A 16,407-nucleotide genomic window follows, 5' to 3' on the forward strand; every position below is an offset into this window, starting at 1 on the left:
ATTATTTTCAGCCCAGCGAAACGTTTCGCTGGGAGGATCTGCCAATGAAAAAAGGATTACTGCTCAACGCCGAGGTTTCCGCGTTGATTTCCCGCTTGGGGCATACCGATGAAATCGTCATTGCCGATGCCGGGTTGCCCATACCCGCGACAGCCGCCAGGATCGATCTGGCGTTGACCCAGGGCGTGCCGGGTTTTTTACAGGTGTTCGACGTCGTGGCCAGTGAGATGCAGGTGGAAAGGGCGATAATCGCCAGCGAAATGGCCGCCCATAATCCCGCGCTGCACCAGGCGTTGCTGGCCGGGCTGTCCCAGCTGGAGCAAGCGCAGGGCAATACCATCGTCATCGACTATATCAGCCATCAGGCATTCAAAGCGCAGACCGCCCATAGCCGGGCCGTTATTCGCAGCGGGGAGTGCTCGCCCTTCGCCAACGTTATCCTCTGCTCCGGCGTCACCTTCTGAGGCATTTATGCAACCCTTACTGCAACTGAGCGGGATAGACAAGTCGTTTCCGGGCGTCAAAGCGCTTTCCGGCGCGGCGCTGACCGTGTATCCCGGCCGCGTGATGGCGCTGGTGGGGGAGAACGGCGCCGGTAAATCCACCATGATGAAGGTGTTGACCGGGATTTACAGCAAGGATGCCGGTACGCTCATATTTATGGGAAAGGAAGTTGCCTTCAGCGGCCCCAAGGCGTCGCAGGAGGCCGGTATCGGTATCATCCATCAGGAACTTAACCTGATCCCTGAACTGACGATCGCCGAAAATATCTTCCTGGGGCGCGAATTCCTTAACCGTATCGGCGGCATCGACTGGAAGCGGATGTATCGCGAAGCGGACCGACTCCTGGGCCGCCTGAACCTGGGCTATAGCAGCCACCGGTTGGTGGGGGAATTATCGATTGGCGATCAGCAGATGGTGGAAATCGCCAAGGTAATCAGCTTTAAGTCGCAGGTGATCATCATGGACGAGCCCACCGATGCGTTAACCGATACGGAAACGGCATCGCTGTTCAGTGTGATAAACGAACTGAAGCAGCAGGGGTGCGGCATTGTCTATATCTCCCATCGGCTAAAGGAAATTTTCGAGATCTGCGACGATGTCACGGTGATGCGCGACGGGCAGTTTATTGCCGAACGGCCGGTAAACGAGCTGCAGGAAGACAGGCTGATTGAAATGATGGTGGGCCGCCGCCTGGAGGAACAGTATCCGCGCGTCACACAGCGTCCGGGCGAGGAGCGCCTGCTGGTCAGCCACCTGTCGGGCCCCGGGGTGCATGACGTCAGTTTCTCCCTACGCCAGGGGGAAATCCTGGGCTGCGCCGGGCTGATGGGCGCCGGCCGTACCGAACTGATGAAAACCCTCTATGGCGCCGCCAGGCGCACCGGCGGCAGCGTGACGCTCGACGGACGTGCCGTGGTCGCCAGGTCGCCCCAGGACGGGCTTGCCAACGGCATTGTCTATATTTCCGAGGATCGCAAGCGCGACGGACTGGTGCTGGGCATGTCGGTAAAGGAAAACATGACTTTAACCGCCCTGCGCTACTTTAGCCATCAGGCCGGTTGGCTGAAACACGCCGACGAGCGGGTGGCTGTCGGGGATTTTATCCGTTTATTTAATATCAAAACGCCGTCGATGGAGCAGCCTATCGGCCTGCTGTCCGGTGGCAACCAGCAAAAAGTCGCCATTGCGCGCGGCCTGATGACACGCCCTAAGGTGCTGATCCTGGATGAGCCGACCCGGGGCGTCGACGTGGGCGCCAAGAAAGAGATTTACCAGTTGATCAACCAGTTTAAACAGGAAGGGCTCTCCATCATCCTGGTGTCCTCCGAGATGCCGGAGGTCCTTGGCATGAGCGATCGCGTCATGGTGATGCATGAAGGCCGCTTAAGCGGCATATTCCCCATCGAACAGGCCACCCAGGAAGTGCTGATGGCCGCGGCCGTCGGCAAGCTTTATCGTACCCAGCAGGAGAATCAGTAATGAATTCCCGGACTATCCCCGTTAAACGCGGCATCAGCAAAGCCTGGCTGCTGGAGCAAAAATCGTTGATTGCGCTGCTGGTGCTGATCGCCGTGGTTTCTTCAATGAGCGCCAATTTTTTCAGCCTCAACAATCTGTTCAATATTCTCCAGCAGACCTCGGTCAACGCCATCATGGCGGTGGGTATGACGCTGGTGATCCTCACCGCAGGCATTGACTTGTCCGTCGGGTCCCTGCTGGCGCTGACCGGCGCGGTAGCCGCCTCGGTGGTGGGGCTGGAAATGAATGTCATGGTGGCGGTGGGCGCCTCCCTGGCGCTGGGCGCGGCCATCGGCGCCATCACCGGCCTGATTGTGGCGAAGGGCAGGGTACAGGCCTTTATCGCCACCCTGGTCATGATGCTGCTGCTGCGCGGTATCACCATGGTGTATACCAACGGCAGTCCGGTAAACACCGGTTTCAGCGATACGGCCGACGCGTTTGGCTGGTTTGGCATCGGTCGTCCCCTTGGCGTGCCCACGCCGGTATGGATCATGGCCGTGGTGTTTCTTGCCGCCTGGTACATGCTGCATCACACCCGCCTGGGCCGTTATATCTATGCGCTGGGCGGTAATGAAGCCGCCACCCGGCTGTCCGGCATTAGCGTCGATCGGGTCAAGGTCATCGTCTACGCGCTGTGCGGGTTGCTCGCGGCGTTGGCGGGCGTTATCGAAGTGGCGCGCCTGTCCTCGGCGCAGCCCACGGCGGGTACCGGCTATGAGCTGGACGCCATCGCCGCGGTGGTGCTGGGCGGTACCAGCCTGTCCGGCGGGAAAGGGCGCATCATGGGGACGCTGGTCGGCGCGCTGATCCTGGGCTTTCTTAATAACGGACTGAATTTATTGAGCGTTTCCTCCTACTACCAGATGATTGTTAAAGCCGTGGTGATTTTGTTGGCGGTGCTGGTAGATAACAAAAGCAGTAAATAACCTCTCCCGCAGGAATGATAAAGATGAAAATGAAAAAATTAGCTTTTTTGATGTCCGCCGTGGCGTTAAGCGCCACTCTCAGCGCCAATGCCCTGGCGAAAGACAGCATCGCGCTGGTGGTGTCCACGCTGAATAATCCGTTCTTCGTTTCCATGAAAGACGGCGCCCAGCAGGAAGCGGATAAATTGGGTTATCAGCTGGTGGTGCTCGATTCGCAAAACAATCCGGCCAAGGAACTGGCCAATGTGCAGGATCTGACGGTGCGCGGCGTTAAGCTTTTGCTTATCAACCCAAGCGATTCCGACGCGGTGGGCAACGCGGTCATTATTGCCAACCAGGCCAAGATCCCGGTGATCACCCTCGATCGTAAGGCCAGCAAAGGGGCCGTCGTCAGCCATATCGCCTCCGACAACCGGGTCGGCGGCAAAATGGCCGGTGATTTTATCGGTGAAAAACTGGGCCAGAACGCCAAGGTTATCCAGCTGGAAGGTATCGCCGGCACGTCTGTTGCGCGTGAGCGCGGCGAAGGGTTTAAACAATCGGCCGATCAGTATAAATTTACTATGCTGGCCAGCCAGCCCGCCGATTTCGATCGCACCAAAGGGCTTAACGTGATGCAGAACCTGCTGACCGCGCATCCGGCGGTGCAGGCGGTATTCGCGCAGAACGACGAAATGGCCCTGGGCGCCATGCGCGCCCTGCAAACCGTGAATAAAACCGATGTGCTGGTGGTGGGTTTTGACGGCACCGCCGACGGCATCAAAGCGGTGCAAAGTGGTAAACTTGCCGCCACCGTGGCGCAGCAGCCCGACCAGATCGGTATAATCGGCGTGGAAACCGCAGACAGGGTTCTGAAAGGCGAAAAAGTGGATGCGGTGATCCCGGTTGCCCTGAAGCTGGTCACCAAATAAGCCCGTAAAACCTCGACAGCAGCGCCTTGCGTTATCGCCGCGCGCCGGCGATAACGCTTCTAACCAGGATACAGGCTATGGCAATAAAAAAGCTGGTGGTTCTCGGCAGCATTAACGCGGATCATATACTTAATCTACAACAGTTTCCCCGTCCCGGTGAAACGGTAATTGGCGGCAGCTATCAGGTGGCGTTCGGCGGCAAAGGCGCTAATCAGGCGGTGGCCGCCGGCCGCAGCGGCGCCGATATCGCCTTTATCGCCTGCGTGGGCGAGGATGCCATCGGCGCGCAGATTCGCCGGCAGCTGCAGGCGGACAACATTGATATTCTGCCCGTGGAACCCAGCCCTGGCGCCAGCACCGGCGTCGCGCTGATTTTTGTCAACGCGGAGGGTGAAAATGTCATCGGCATCCATCCCGGCGCTAACGCCGCGGTAACGCCGGCCTACCTGGCCCGCTATGAGCAGTTGGTCATCCATGCCGCGGCATTACTGATGCAGTTGGAATCCCCCCTTGATACCGTGATCGCCGCCGCCCGCCTGGCGCGCGATCACCAGACCCAGGTGATATTAAACCCGGCCCCGGCGCGTCAGCTGCCGGACGAATTGCTGGCCTTGGTAGACATTATTACGCCCAATGAAACCGAGGCGGAGCAACTGACCGGCGTCGCCGTCACCGATGACGCCAGCGCCGCCCGCGCCGCGCGGATTTTGCATGATAAGGGCATCGCTACGGTTATCATTACCCTTGGCCGCCGCGGTGTGTGGCTGAGCGAACGTGGCAATGGCAAGCGGGTTCCCGGATTCAAGGTCAAGGCGGTGGATACCATCGCGGCGGGCGATACGTTTAACGGCGCGCTGATGACCGCGCTGCTCGAAGACCAGGACCTGGATAACGCCGTCAGGTTCGCCCATGCCGCCGCCGCGTTGGCGGTAACCCGTCCGGGGGCGCAGCCGTCAATTCCCTGGCGTGATGAAATCGACGCTTTTCTGCAGGGTTAGGAGCTTATTTGGCCACCATGAAGGATGTTGCCCGTCTGGCGGGCGTTTCCACGTCCACCGTATCGCACGTGATCAATAACAACCGGTTTGTCAGCGATCGGGTGCGCGCTAAAGTGATGGCGGTGGTGGAACAGCTCAACTACGCGCCGTCGGCCCTGGCCCGCAGTTTAAAGATCAACCAGACGCGCACTATCGGCATGCTGATTACCTCCAGTAATAACCCGTTTTACGCGGAGGTGGTGCACGGCGTCGAACGCAGTTGCTACGAGCGGGGCTACAGCCTGATCCTGTGTAATACCGAAGAGGATGCCGATCGCATGAGCCGTAGTATGGAGACGCTGCTGCAAAAACGCGTCGACGGGCTGCTTATCATGTGTACCGAAAATAACCGGCCTTCCCGTCTGGCGCTGCGCCGCTACCCCTCGCTGCCGATTGTCATGATGGATTGGACGCCGTTTGAGGACGCGCTGGATATTATCCAGGATAACTCGTTATTGGGCGGGTGCCTGGCTACCGACTATCTGATTGCGCGCGGCTACAGCAAAATCGCCTGTATATCCGGCCCGCAGGATAAAACCACCGCCCGCCATCGCCTGCAGGGGTATCGCCTCGCCATGGCGCGCGCCGGGCTGGCGGTGCCGGCCGGTTATGAGGTTTTCAGCGATTTCGAATTTGGCGGCGGCGTAAGCGCGATGCAACAACTGCTGTCCCTCAGCGAGCCGCCCCATGCGGTATTTACCGGCAACGATGCGGTTGCGGTGGGCGTCTACCAGGCGCTGTACCAGGCCGGGCTGTCGGTGCCGGGAGATATGGCGGTCATCGGTTATGATGATATCGAGCTGGCAAAATACCTTACCCCGCCGCTGACCACGATTAACCAGCCGAAAGACTCGCTTGGCCAATTGGCGATCGACACCCTGCTTTACCGGTTGGAACATCCCGATACCGAACCCCAGGTGCTGGTGCTGACCCCCGAGCTGGTGGAGCGGGCGTCGGTCGGCCGTCGCTGAGTTGTGCCGTGGGTTTAATCATGGCGAAAAAAAACCGCAAACACGGGGGATGAGACCCGGTTTACGGTTCAGGGCGACGATAACGAGGGGGCGGGACGGTTAACGCGTCGTGAACCCGCCCGTGGCGTTATCTCAGGCCTGTTTGGCCTGCGCCGCCGCTTTGACGATCACCGCAAAGGCGTCGGCTTTCAGCGAGGCGCCGCCTACCAGCGCGCCGTCGATATCCGGCTGGGTAAACAGTTCCGCCGCGTTGCCGGCATTCACCGAGCCGCCGTACTGAATAATAACCTGTTCAGCCACCGCGGCGTCGTGTTTGGCGATATGGCCGCGGATAAATTTATGAACCGCCTGCGCCTGCGCCGGGGTGGCCGATTTGCCGGTACCGATGGCCCAGATAGGTTCGTAGGCGATAACCGCGTTGTCAAAGGCCTTGGCGCCCATGGCGTTTAATACCGCGTCCAGCTGGCGGGCACAGACCGCTTCGGTCTCACCGGCTTCGTTTTCGGCTTCGCTTTCGCCGATACACAATACCGGGATCAGGCCCGCTTCTTTCAGAACCGCGAATTTCTCGGCGATAAGTTCGTCGCTTTCTTTATGATAGGTGCGGCGCTCGGAGTGGCCGATGATGATATATTTGGCGCCAATATCCTTTAGCATCTCGGCGGACACTTCACCGGTAAACGCGCCGGAGAGATTGGTATCGACGTTTTGGGCGCCCAGCGCCAGTTGGCTGCCGGCAAGCTGGCGCTTAGCCTGCTCCAGATAGACGACCGGCGGCGCAATAGCCACGCCACAGCCGGTCACGCCGTTTAATTCCGTGCGCAGCGCGGCGATCAGATCGTTAACCAAACGCTTGCTGCCGTTCAGCTTCCAGTTACCCATCACTAACGGATATCGCATTTTAAAATCTCCAATAGGGAACGCGAAATAAAAAAATTGACTGTCCCGGGGACAGCATTACCTGTCCCCAGTATAGAGAGAAAGCGCCGCGGTGGCTTTGTTTTTTGTCATGAAACCGCGGCCGCTCAGGGTTCGGATAAGGCGAGCTTAACCGGCTCTATGGCAAAAGTGAGACCTTTATCACCATTATCGGCCACCACATAACGCAAGGCTCCCCAGGACTGCTGGAAAAAGCGCGAGCCTTTCCCTTTGGCCAGCAGGTCGGCCACCCGGGCGTTACTTTGCGCCGCCGTCAATGCCGGCTCGAACTCCCGCAGCAGCGCGGCCATATAACTCACGGCCACGGCGCGCGCCGCTTTTTCGCTGCCGCCTTCCACCGCCAGATAGGTCAGTTGCAAGGTCTTGATCTTGCCGCTGCCCTTTTCCAGGGCGGTGGACGCATACAGGGTGCCGTTGATTTTACTGGCGGCGCGCGTGAGATTCATGCCGTCGCCACGGCTGTCGATAGCCCGGAACTCGCCTATCTGCAGCGCGGGATTGTGCGCATTAAACTGCTCGCGGAATGTCACCACCGTCAGATCAAAGGTGGGGGCGCCGGCCAGCAAATAAGGCGCGGGGGCGGGCGTGTCGGCGGGGTTTTCCGCCGCCGCGCCCATCGCCGCCGGGAACAGCAATGCCAGCAACAGGGCCGGGATAACGAAGCGGATTTTGCTGTTCACAGTGCGTAGATTCCCAGTGATCTTAACCAGTAAATTCGCATGGCGCTTACCAGTAGTGCTCGCTGGTAATATGGCCCGGCTTGCGCCGCAGATGTTTACGCATTTCGCGGGTATCTTTTAATATCTGCTGGGTGTCCCTGACCATTTGCGGATTACCGCATAACATCACATGGCCGGTTTGGGCATTTAACGGCAGCCCAACCGCGGCTTCCAGGGACCCGTCGGCTATCAGGGCGGGAACGCGGCCGGTCAGCGAGCCGGGAACCTCCTCGCGGCTGACCACCGTCTGCACATGCAGCTTGCCGTTAAAACGCTGCTGCAGTTCCAGCATCAGGGGCAGGTAGCTGAGGTCACGGGCAAAACGCGCGGCGTGTACCAGCACGATATCCTTAAAGCGCTCCAGTCCCTCCCCCTGCTGCAGGATGGACAGAAAGGGCCCCAGCGCCGTGCCGGTCGCCAGCATCCATAGCGTTTCACATTCCGGGATTTCATCAAGGACAAAAAAGCCGGCGGCCTCTTTGGTGATCATTAACGAATCCCCGGGCTGCAAGGCGTGGAGCGGCGGGCTAAGCTTACCCTCCGGCACCGTCACCAGGTAGAATTCCAGGTTATCGCTGTGCGGCGCGTTGACGTAGGAATACGCGCGCTGGACACGCTCGCCGTTGATCTCCAGGCCGAGTTTGGCAAACTGTCCGGCGGTAAAAGGATCGACGGGAGCGTTAACGGTTAAGCTAAACAGGCTCTCCGTCCAGTGTTCCACATGTATGATTTTCCCGGTCACCCATTCTGCCATAACTCACTTTCCCCTTGGTCTTTCCGGCCGGTACCCGGACCGGCTAACGATTCTCCACTCTGTCACAGCGGCTGGTGATGATAGCGGATCCGGTAAGCGCCGGCATGGTTGCCTGCGCTACCTTTTTTGTTACGCCGCGAACGCGTCATTATCGGCTAATTCAGCCTTGGCATCCAGCGGGACGACTGTAATTGTTAACAATACGTTTTGCAATTGATGCCATGGCGCGAAATCCGCGGGTTAAAGAATAAAGGGGTGCAGGGCGGCATCCTTGCGATCAAGGTAATGGGTTGAGGCGATACGCCTGATGGTGCGGCTGTTGCCGCGGATCAACAAGGTTTCAGTGGTGGCCAGGTTGCCTTTGCGGGTGATGCCGTTTAACAGATCCCCTTTGGTAATGCCGGTGGCGGAAAAGACCACGTTGTCATTGCGCGCCATATCGTTAAGCGTCAGCACGGTATTGGCGCTGATGCCCATGGCGGCGCAGCGCGCCAGCTCATCGTCGCCTATCAGGCGGTTGGCCGCGGTGTCGCCTTTGACCTGATGGCGGGGCAACAGCCGGCCCTGCATATCGCCATCCATCGCGCGGATGGCCGCCGCCGAGATAACCCCTTCAGGCGCGCCGCCTATACCGTACATCACGTCCACTTCGCTATCCGGCATGCAGGTAAGCAGGGAGGCGGCCACATCGCCGTCGGGAATGGTAAATACGCGCACGCCAAGCCGCTGCAAAGCGGCAATACAGTCGTCATGACGGGGTTTGGCCAGAATGGCCACGGTCAGCTGCGAAAGCGGCTTATTCAGCGTATGGGCAATATTACGCAGGTTTTCGTCCAGGGGCAGGCTAAGGTTAATGGCGCCTTTGGCATCTGGGCCGACCACCAGCTTTTCCATATACATATCAGGCGCATGCAGAAAAGCGCCTTTTTCACCCACCGCCAATACCGCCAGCGCATTTGCCTGGCCCATGGCCGTCATACGGGTGCCTTCGATAGGGTCCACCGCGATATCCACCGCGTCTCCCTGGCCGGTGCCGACGGCTTCGCCGATGAAAAGCATCGGCGCTTCGTCAATTTCGCCTTCGCCAATCACAATCCGGCCGTCGATCTGCACCTGGTTGAGCATAATGCGCATGGCCTGAACCGCCGCATTGTCGGCCGCGTTCTTATCGCCGCGGCCCAGCCAGCTATAGCCCGCCAGCGCGGCGGCTTCGGTCACCCGGGAGAATTCGATGGCTAATTCACGTTTCATGCTTAAACCTTGCGTATCCACTTAAGAGAAGTTTATCGCAAAGTTTATCACACCTGGCGCGCATTCCGGGCGCGGGGACCGCGGCGCAATGCGGCCAGGGTAAAAAAACGTGCCGGCCGGGGTATTATTCGTCCGAGCGTTCTTCCCATGAGCGGGCGCGCTCAACCGCTTTTTGCCAGCCGCTATAGCGAACGTTGCGTTCCACCGTTTCAATGCTTGGGCGGAATTCTCGCTCGATAATCGCCTTGCTCCTGACCTCCTCCAAATCGCTCCAGAAGCCTACCGCCAGGCCGGCCAAATACGCCGCGCCCAGTGCGGTCACTTCCCGTACTTCGGGACGCTCGACGCGGGTGCCGAGGATATCGGACTGGAACTGCATCAGGAAATTATTGGCCACGGCGCCGCCGTCAACCCGCAGGGACTGCAGGCGGGCGCCGGAATCGGCCTGCATGGCGTCAAGAAGATCGCGGGTCTGGAAGGCGATGGATTCCAACGTGGCGCGAATAATATGATTCGCATTAACGCCGCGGGTCAAACCGAATATCGCGCCGCGCGCATAGGGATCCCAATACGGCGCGCCCAGGCCGGTGAACGCCGGCACCACGTACACCCCGTTGGTATCCTTCACCTTGCTGGCGAAATACTCCGAATCGGTGGCGTCGCTTATCAGTTTCATTTCGTCGCGCAGCCACTGGATGGCGGCGCCGGCAACAAACACCGCGCCCTCCAGGGCGTAATTGACTTCCCCACGCGGTCCGCAGGCGATGGTGGTCAGCAGGCCGTGTTTCGATTGCACCGCCTTGGTGCCGGTATTCATCAGCAGGAAGCAGCCGGTGCCGTAGGTATTCTTGGCCATACCAGGCTGGACGCACAGCTGTCCGAACAGCGCGGCTTGCTGATCGCCGGCAATACCGGCGATGGGAATACGGGTCCCGCCTTTACCGCCGATATTGGTCTGGCCGTACACTTCGGACGAGGGACGGACCTCGGGCAGCATGGAGCGGGGAATATCCAGGATTTCCAGCAGCTTGTCGTCCCATTGCAGGTTATGGATGTCATACAGCATGGTACGGGAGGCGTTGGTATAGTCGGTAACGTGCACGCGACCCTGGGTCATGCGCCAGATAAGCCACGTATCTATGGTGCCGAACAGCAGTTCGCCGCGTTTGGCGCGTTCCCGGGCGCCCTCGACATTATCCAGGATCCATTTCACCTTGGTGCCCGAGAAATAGGGATCGATAACCAGCCCGGTGGTTTTGCGTACGTACTCCTCATGGCCATCGCGTTTAAGCTTTTCACACATATCCGAAGTACGGCGGCACTGCCAGACGATGGCGTTGTAAACAGGCTTGCCGGATTCCTTATCCCAGACCACCGCCGTTTCACGCTGGTTGGTAATGCCGATGCCCGCGATCTGGTCGGAGCGGATGTCGGCTTTAGCCAGCACTTCCACCAGTGTCGAGCTTTGCGATGCCCAAATTTCCATCGGGTCGTGCTCTACCCAGCCTGGTTTGGGATAAATCTGGGTGAATTCGCGCTGCGAAACGCTGACGATATTGGCGTCATGATCCATGACAATGGCGCGTGAGCTGGTCGTTCCCTGATCGAGAGCCACAATATATTTTTTATCTGATGACATAATAGATTCCTGCAAAAGTTAACATTGGCACAGTAAGCATTACGCTTTGCGTTCGGATTTTGCTGTGTTTGCCGAGCGGGTCTCTTCCAAACCATCCTCGATAATATTAGAAGGAAGGTAAGGGCTGATCAGCGAGCGATAGATAAAGGCGCCAAGGCAGCCGCCGATGATCGGTGCAATCAGCGGCACCAGGAAGTAGGGAATTTCACGGCCGCCGGTAAAGGCTACCTTGCCCCAGCCCATCAGGTAGGCGAATACCTTGGGACCGAAATCACGGGCGGGGTTAAGGGCGAACCCGGTCAACGGCCCCATGGATGCGCCGATGACCGCGATAAGGATACCGATCAGCAGCGGCGCCAGCGGGCCGCGGGGAATGCCATTGCCGTCGTCGGTCAGGGCCAGGATCAGGCATAACAGAATGGCGGTAATCACCGTTTCCACTAAAAACGCCTGGATCACGGAAATATGCGGGTTAGGATAGGTTGAGAATACCCCGGCCAGCTGGAGGCTTTCCACGCTGCCGCGGACCATATGGTTTGCCTGCTCGAAGTCGATGAACAGGCTGTAGTAAAGACCGTAGACCACCGCTGCGCCGCAGAAGGCGCCGAGCATTTGCGCAACGATGTAGGGCACCACCTTGCGGCGCTCGAAATTGGCGAACAGCCATAGCGCGATGGACACCGCAGGGCTGAGATGCGCGCCGGAAACGGCGGCGGTAAGATAAACCGCCATGGCGACGCCAAAGCCCCAGATGATACTGATTTCCCATTGGCCGAAGCTGGCGCCGGCCAGCTTCAGTGCGGCAACGCAGCCGGCGCCGAAGAAAATCAGCAAGGCGGTGCCCAGAAATTCAGCGATACATTGGCCTTTCAGTGTTGGAGTTTTTTGTTGGCTCATAATCTTTTCCTGCTGGCGAAAAGTGGGGTAGCAGCGGTGGACATGTCTGCTTACCGAATCAAATCTTACCTAGTAAGGCATGTAGGTATGTTGTAAATTTATCGTTAACGAGCAGAAACGAGAAATATCGAAATCAAATTGTGTGCAGTACGTCATAAAAATGAGCGTATTCGCTTAATTTAGGCTGTTATGGGCAAAATTTCTGTGTGCTGGCTATCACCTTTTTTAACAAAATGTGTTAATTGCTAAAACGAGCATCTCATCGCCGGCAAAACTTTCCGCTGCACGTTGGGTTCATAGCGTACAATAACCGACTCATTCGGCCGTTTAGACGATTGCGGCTGGACACTGGGGGAGGCGCTACATAAAATCCCCTCTCCAGGCTGTACCCGGGGCAATGTGATACGCGCCTGTAGCGGTGCTGACGCCAAGACGATTTAAGGGCTACACGCCGGCGTGTAGCTCCCATTCATGATTACACCTTGTAGGCTTAAGGGGGCTGAAATGGCTTTTGAAGTATTTGAAAAATTAGAAGCGAAGGTACAGCAGGCGATAGATACCATCACGCTGTTGCAAATGGAAATTGAAGAATTGAAAGAGAAGAATAACAGTCTGGCTCAGGAAATTCAGCAAGCGTCCAGCAACCGCGAGTCGCTGGTTAACGAAAATGAGCAGTTGAAGCAGGAGCAGGGCGTGTGGCAAGAGCGTTTACGCGCATTGCTCAGTAAGATGGAGGAAGTGTAACGCCGGCTTGCGGGCAACAACAAGGGCGATGCCAGATCGCCCTTTTGCGCGTTGCCGCCAATTACTCAAGATCTAGCGCGTCTTCCGACAGGATAATACCGGTATTGTCGGCGTAAAGATGATCGCCGGAAAAAAAGGTTACCCCGCCAAAATTGACCCGGATATCGCTCTCGCCTATGCCTTCGCTCGCGGCGCCGGCAGGCGTGGCGGCCATGGCCTGGATGCCTAGGTCAAGCTCTTCAAGATCGTCCACCTGGCGCACCGCGCCGTAAACCACGATACCTTCCCACTCGTTTTGCACCGCAAGCGTGCCCAGCTCGGCATTAATCAGCGCGCGCCTGACCGACCCGCCGCCATCAACGACCAACACGCGGCCAAGGCCGTTTTCTTCAAGCACGTCATAAAGCAAACCATTATCCTCGAAACATTTCACGGTAACGATTTGCCCGCCAAACGATGTCCTCCCGCCGAAATTGCTGAAGAGAGGTTCGACAACATTCACGTCTTCATGATAAATGTCGCATAGTTCTGAAGTATCGTATTTCATAGGATTTACGTCGGTTTGCCGCTGGAGCGGAAAGTATATCGCGTTCTCGCGCCAGTTGCCAAAACCATCAATTGTTAACTTGATGCGCGTCAGAAAACGTTTAGCTAAACAGCAGCCCCACGGCAAACAGGATATTGATCAGCAGCGCGCATTTTACGGTTTTTTCCAGCATGGGACGGATGCCTGACGGGTCTGGCTCGTGCAGGACATAACGCGCCTGCATATACAGCGCCGGCACGGCCAGGGCGAACAGCCAGCCTACCAGGTTGCGCAACTCAAGCAGGGTGAAAACGGCCAGGCACAACACCGCGCACGCCAGCAGGCCCGCATGATAATAACGCGCCCGCAGCGGCCCGAGACGCACCGCGAGCGTGTTCTTCCCGGTCAGGCGATCGGTTTCGATATCCCGCAGATTATTGATATTCAACACGGCGGCCGCCAATAGCCCACAGGCGGTAGCCGGTAGCATCACGATGGTATGGAAGGCGCCGGTTTGCAGATAATAGCTGCCGCCGACGCTGAGCCAGCCGAAAAAAATCAGCACCGACAGATCGCCCAAGCCCATATAACCGTAGGGGCGCGTACCCATGGTATAAGTAATGGCGGCGATAATCGACAGTACGCCGAGGGCCAGGAAACCCAGGATATCGGCGGGTTTTTCGCAGGCCACGGCAATAAGCGTTGCGCCGGAAATCAGCGACAGGGCGATGGCGATAATCAACGCCAGTTTCATCTGCCCGCGGGAGATAACGCCCATCTGCATACCGCGCAGCGGCCCGATGCGGCCGTGATCGTCGCTGCCTTTCACTGAATCGCCATAATCGTTGGCCAGATTGGACAGGATTTGCAGCAGCGCGGCGGTAAGCAGCGCCAGCAGCGCGACGCCGGGTTTAAAATGGCCTTGCCAGCCGGCAATCGCCGAGCCGGTGACGATAGAGGCCAGCGCCAGCGGCAGCGTGCGCAGGCGCAGGCTGACCATCCAGGCTTTGGTCGGGCTGATGGTGACGGTTTCGCTCATAATTAACGAATCTTATGTGTAATACCCGGTTTTGGCAAAAAAAAACGGGAGGCCGGAGCCCCCCATTGCGGATGTCGTTTACCCCTTGGCGCTTACAGGATAAATCGGCTCAAATCTTCGTCAGATATTAGCTCATCCAGATGGCTACGAACATAATCTGCATCAATTGAAATTGTTTTACCATCCCATTCGCTGGCGTCATAGGAAATATCTTCCATCAGGCGCTCAAGCACGGTATGCAGGCGACGGGCGCCGATATTCTCGGTGCGTTCGTTGACCTGCCAGGCGGCCTCGGCGATGCGTCGGATGCCGTCGGCGGTGAATTCGATGCTGACGCCTTCGGTGGCCATCAGCGCTTTGTACTGAATCGTCAGGGAAGCGCTGGGTTCGGTCAGGATACGCTCGAAATCGTTGGTCGTCAGGGCTTCAAGCGCGACGCGGATCGGCAGCCGGCCTTGCAGCTCCGGAATCAAATCGGACGGGCTGGACACCTGGAACGCGCCGGAGGCGATAAACAGGATATGGTCGGTTTTTACCATGCCGTGTTTCGTCGAGACGGTACAGCCTTCCACCAACGGCAGTAAATCCCGTTGCACGCCCTCGCGGGAGACATCCGGGCCGGACGTTTCGCCGCGTTTGCAAATTTTATCAATTTCATCGATAAATACGATGCCGTGCTGTTCGACGGCTTCGATAGCCAGCTCTTTCAGCTCTTCCGGATTGACCAGCTTTGCCGCCTCTTCCTCGACCAGCAGCTTCAGCGCTTCCTTGATTTTAATCTTGCGTGGTTTTTGTTTTTGCCCGGCCAGGTTTTTGAACATCGACTGCAACTGATTGGTCATCTCCTCCATTCCCGGCGGCGCCATAATCTCGACGCCCATCGGCGCGGCGGCCAGGTTTATCTCGATCTCTTTATCGTCCAGCTGGCCTTCGCGCAGCTTTTTACGGAAATTCTGACGCGCCGCCGACGGTTCGGCGGTCTCCTCCGGCTGGCCCCAATTATTTTTCGGCAGCGGGATCAGCACATCCAGCACGCGTTCTTCCGCTAATTCTTCGGCGCGCTGGCGGTTTTTATCCATGGATTGCAGGCGCACCATTTTTACCGCCGCGTCGGTGAGATCGCGGATGATTGAATCCACTTCTTTGCCGACGTAACCGACTTCGGTAAATTTAGTGGCTTCCACCTTGATAAACGGCGCGTTGGCCAGTTTTGCCAGACGGCGGGCGATTTCTGTTTTACCGACGCCGGTCGGGCCGATCATCAGGATATTTTTTGGCGTCACTTCATGACGCAATGCTTCATCCAGCTGCATGCGGCGCCAGCGGTTGCGCAGCGCGATGGCAACCGCGCGTTTTGCATTATGCTGTCCGATAATATAGTCGTCGAGTTCGCTGACGATTTCGCGTGGAGTCATCTCAGACATTTTCAGGCTCCTTCACTTTGGAGGTGATTTCTTTAATCGTGTGAAATTGATTGGTGTAAATGCAGATGTCCCCCGCTATCGTCAATGCTTTTTCCACGATATCCCGCGCGCCAAGCTCGGTGTTATCAAGCAAGGCGCGCGCGGCGGCCTGGGCATACGGCCCGCCGGAACCAATGGCGATCAGATCGTCTTCCGGCTGGATAACATCGCCATTGCCGGTAATGATAAGCGACGTCTGTTCATCCGCCACCGCCAGTATGGCCTCCAGCTTGCGTAACATGCGATCCGTACGCCAGTCCTTAGCCAACTCCACGGCCGCCTTGGTCAGATGGCCTTGATGCAGTTCCAGCTTACGCTCGAACAGTTCGAATAAGGTAAAGGCATCCGCGGTGCCGCCGGCAAAACCCGCTATCACTTGATCATGGTAAAGCGTACGGACTTTGCGCACATTCCCTTTCATCACGGTATTACCCAGGGTAGCCTGGCCGTCGCCGCCGATGGCCACACGGCCATTGCGGCGTACGCTTACGATTGTTGTCACGTGCAACCCTCCGGTAACTATAGATTCAAGCGTCTCATAATGAGTATGAGACATATTGAATGTA

17 protein-coding genes are annotated in these 16,407 nt (G+C 57.7%); 7 read left to right on the forward strand and 10 right to left on the reverse strand.

Annotation, left to right across the window (positions count from 1 at the left end):
* The first annotated feature begins 44 nt into the window (after nt 1-44).
* From rbsD to rbsR, 6 genes are all read left to right on the forward strand, one after another.
* Nucleotides 45-464 carry a D-ribose pyranase gene (gene rbsD / locus ACL2XQ_RS26975; RefSeq protein WP_413721806.1) on the forward strand — a complete coding sequence of 140 codons (420 nt, stop codon included), beginning with the start codon at nt 45-47 and terminating at the stop codon, nt 462-464.
* Nucleotides 465-471: 7 nt separating this feature from the next.
* Nucleotides 472-1,983, forward strand: coding sequence for a ribose ABC transporter ATP-binding protein RbsA (rbsA, locus tag ACL2XQ_RS26980; protein WP_413729116.1), 1,512 nt, complete (start codon nt 472-474; stop codon nt 1,981-1,983).
* Nucleotides 1,983-2,951 carry a ribose ABC transporter permease gene (gene rbsC, locus ACL2XQ_RS26985; RefSeq protein WP_410012716.1) on the forward strand — a complete coding sequence of 323 codons (969 nt, stop codon included), beginning with the start codon at nt 1,983-1,985 and terminating at the stop codon, nt 2,949-2,951. Before rbsA ends, rbsC begins: the two co-directional genes overlap by 1 nt.
* Before the next feature lie 23 nt (nt 2,952-2,974).
* The gene (rbsB, locus tag ACL2XQ_RS26990) at nt 2,975-3,862 is read left to right on the forward strand and encodes a ribose ABC transporter substrate-binding protein RbsB (protein WP_413739899.1); all 888 of its coding nucleotides are present in this window, start codon (nt 2,975-2,977) and stop codon (nt 3,860-3,862) included.
* Between the two features lie 77 nt (nt 3,863-3,939).
* Nucleotides 3,940-4,860 (forward strand): ribokinase, encoded by a 921-nt coding sequence (gene rbsK / locus ACL2XQ_RS26995; RefSeq protein ID WP_413721807.1) that lies wholly within the window; start codon nt 3,940-3,942, stop codon nt 4,858-4,860.
* Nucleotides 4,861-4,868: 8 nt separating this feature from the next.
* Nucleotides 4,869-5,870, forward strand: a complete 1,002-nt coding sequence (gene rbsR, locus ACL2XQ_RS27000) for a ribose operon transcriptional repressor RbsR (RefSeq protein ID WP_413721808.1) — start codon at nt 4,869-4,871, stop codon at nt 5,868-5,870.
* Between the two features lie 132 nt (nt 5,871-6,002).
* Here the strand turns inward: rbsR and tpiA are convergent, their stop codons facing one another.
* The 6 genes from tpiA to ACL2XQ_RS27030 all read right to left on the reverse strand — a co-directional run bounded on the left by tpiA (nt 6,003) and on the right by ACL2XQ_RS27030 (nt 12,069).
* Nucleotides 6,003-6,770, reverse strand: a complete 768-nt coding sequence (gene tpiA / locus ACL2XQ_RS27005) for a triose-phosphate isomerase (protein ID WP_410012712.1) — start codon at nt 6,768-6,770, stop codon at nt 6,003-6,005.
* Nucleotides 6,771-6,895: 125 nt separating this feature from the next.
* Nucleotides 6,896-7,489: a DUF1454 family protein gene (locus ACL2XQ_RS27010; RefSeq protein WP_410012711.1), complete on the reverse strand. Its 594-nt coding sequence runs from the start codon at nt 7,487-7,489 to the stop codon at nt 6,896-6,898.
* A gap of 46 nt (nt 7,490-7,535) precedes the next feature.
* Nucleotides 7,536-8,282 carry a ferredoxin--NADP(+) reductase gene (gene fpr / locus ACL2XQ_RS27015; RefSeq protein WP_410012710.1) on the reverse strand — a complete coding sequence of 249 codons (747 nt, stop codon included), beginning with the start codon at nt 8,280-8,282 and terminating at the stop codon, nt 7,536-7,538.
* Nucleotides 8,283-8,522: 240 nt separating this feature from the next.
* Nucleotides 8,523-9,533: a class II fructose-bisphosphatase gene (gene glpX, locus ACL2XQ_RS27020; RefSeq protein WP_410012709.1), complete on the reverse strand. Its 1,011-nt coding sequence runs from the start codon at nt 9,531-9,533 to the stop codon at nt 8,523-8,525.
* A 124-nt stretch (nt 9,534-9,657) separates the two neighbouring features.
* The gene (gene glpK / locus ACL2XQ_RS27025) at nt 9,658-11,172 is read right to left on the reverse strand and encodes a glycerol kinase GlpK (protein ID WP_410012708.1); all 1,515 of its coding nucleotides are present in this window, start codon (nt 11,170-11,172) and stop codon (nt 9,658-9,660) included.
* 39 nt (nt 11,173-11,211) lie between these two features.
* A complete protein-coding gene (locus ACL2XQ_RS27030) occupies nt 11,212-12,069 on the reverse strand; it encodes an MIP/aquaporin family protein (protein ID WP_413739900.1) in 858 nt (285 codons plus the stop codon).
* A gap of 504 nt (nt 12,070-12,573) precedes the next feature.
* Between ACL2XQ_RS27030 and zapB the strand changes: the two genes are divergently transcribed.
* The gene (zapB, locus tag ACL2XQ_RS27035) at nt 12,574-12,813 is read left to right on the forward strand and encodes a cell division protein ZapB (protein WP_410012706.1); all 240 of its coding nucleotides are present in this window, start codon (nt 12,574-12,576) and stop codon (nt 12,811-12,813) included.
* Nucleotides 12,814-12,874: 61 nt separating this feature from the next.
* Here zapB and rraA read toward each other — a convergent pair whose 3' ends face one another.
* The 4 genes from rraA to hslV form a co-directional block, all read right to left on the reverse strand.
* Nucleotides 12,875-13,360: a ribonuclease E activity regulator RraA gene (gene rraA, locus ACL2XQ_RS27040; protein WP_162367566.1), complete on the reverse strand. Its 486-nt coding sequence runs from the start codon at nt 13,358-13,360 to the stop codon at nt 12,875-12,877.
* Nucleotides 13,361-13,460: 100 nt separating this feature from the next.
* Nucleotides 13,461-14,378 (reverse strand): 1,4-dihydroxy-2-naphthoate polyprenyltransferase, encoded by a 918-nt coding sequence (locus ACL2XQ_RS27045; RefSeq protein WP_410012705.1) that lies wholly within the window; start codon nt 14,376-14,378, stop codon nt 13,461-13,463.
* Between the two features lie 92 nt (nt 14,379-14,470).
* Nucleotides 14,471-15,802, reverse strand: a complete 1,332-nt coding sequence (gene hslU, locus ACL2XQ_RS27050) for an HslU--HslV peptidase ATPase subunit (RefSeq protein ID WP_410012704.1) — start codon at nt 15,800-15,802, stop codon at nt 14,471-14,473.
* Nucleotides 15,795-16,343 (reverse strand): ATP-dependent protease subunit HslV, encoded by a 549-nt coding sequence (gene hslV / locus ACL2XQ_RS27055; RefSeq protein ID WP_410012703.1) that lies wholly within the window; start codon nt 16,341-16,343, stop codon nt 15,795-15,797. Before hslV ends, hslU begins: the two co-directional genes overlap by 8 nt.
* Between the last annotated feature and the right edge of the window lie 64 nt (nt 16,344-16,407).

Source organism: Sodalis sp. RH14 (genome assembly GCF_047324285.1).
Taxonomy (GTDB): Bacteria; Pseudomonadota; Gammaproteobacteria; order Enterobacterales; family Enterobacteriaceae; genus Acerihabitans.

What these genes read in the sequence shown, in the direction of transcription:
- rbsD (WP_413721806.1), top strand. Translation starts at nt 45, where the DNA reads ATGAAAAAAGGATTACTGCTCAACGCCGAGGTTTCCGCGTTGATTTCC.
- rbsA (WP_413729116.1), top strand. Translation starts at nt 472, where the DNA reads ATGCAACCCTTACTGCAACTGAGCGGGATAGACAAGTCGTTTCCGGGC.
- rbsC (WP_410012716.1), top strand. Translation starts at nt 1,983, where the DNA reads ATGAATTCCCGGACTATCCCCGTTAAACGCGGCATCAGCAAAGCCTGG.
- rbsB (WP_413739899.1), top strand. Translation starts at nt 2,975, where the DNA reads ATGAAAATGAAAAAATTAGCTTTTTTGATGTCCGCCGTGGCGTTAAGC.
- rbsK (WP_413721807.1), top strand. Translation starts at nt 3,940, where the DNA reads ATGGCAATAAAAAAGCTGGTGGTTCTCGGCAGCATTAACGCGGATCAT.
- tpiA (WP_410012712.1), bottom strand. Translation starts at nt 6,770, where the DNA reads ATGCGATATCCGTTAGTGATGGGTAACTGGAAGCTGAACGGCAGCAAG.
- fpr (WP_410012710.1), bottom strand. Translation starts at nt 8,282, where the DNA reads ATGGCAGAATGGGTGACCGGGAAAATCATACATGTGGAACACTGGACG.
- glpX (WP_410012709.1), bottom strand. Translation starts at nt 9,533, where the DNA reads ATGAAACGTGAATTAGCCATCGAATTCTCCCGGGTGACCGAAGCCGCC.
- glpK (WP_410012708.1), bottom strand. Translation starts at nt 11,172, where the DNA reads ATGTCATCAGATAAAAAATATATTGTGGCTCTCGATCAGGGAACGACC.
- ACL2XQ_RS27030 (WP_413739900.1), bottom strand. Translation starts at nt 12,069, where the DNA reads ATGAGCCAACAAAAAACTCCAACACTGAAAGGCCAATGTATCGCTGAA.
- zapB (WP_410012706.1), top strand. Translation starts at nt 12,574, where the DNA reads ATGGCTTTTGAAGTATTTGAAAAATTAGAAGCGAAGGTACAGCAGGCG.
- rraA (WP_162367566.1), bottom strand. Translation starts at nt 13,360, where the DNA reads ATGAAATACGATACTTCAGAACTATGCGACATTTATCATGAAGACGTG.
- ACL2XQ_RS27045 (WP_410012705.1), bottom strand. Translation starts at nt 14,378, where the DNA reads ATGAGCGAAACCGTCACCATCAGCCCGACCAAAGCCTGGATGGTCAGC.
- hslU (WP_410012704.1), bottom strand. Translation starts at nt 15,802, where the DNA reads ATGTCTGAGATGACTCCACGCGAAATCGTCAGCGAACTCGACGACTAT.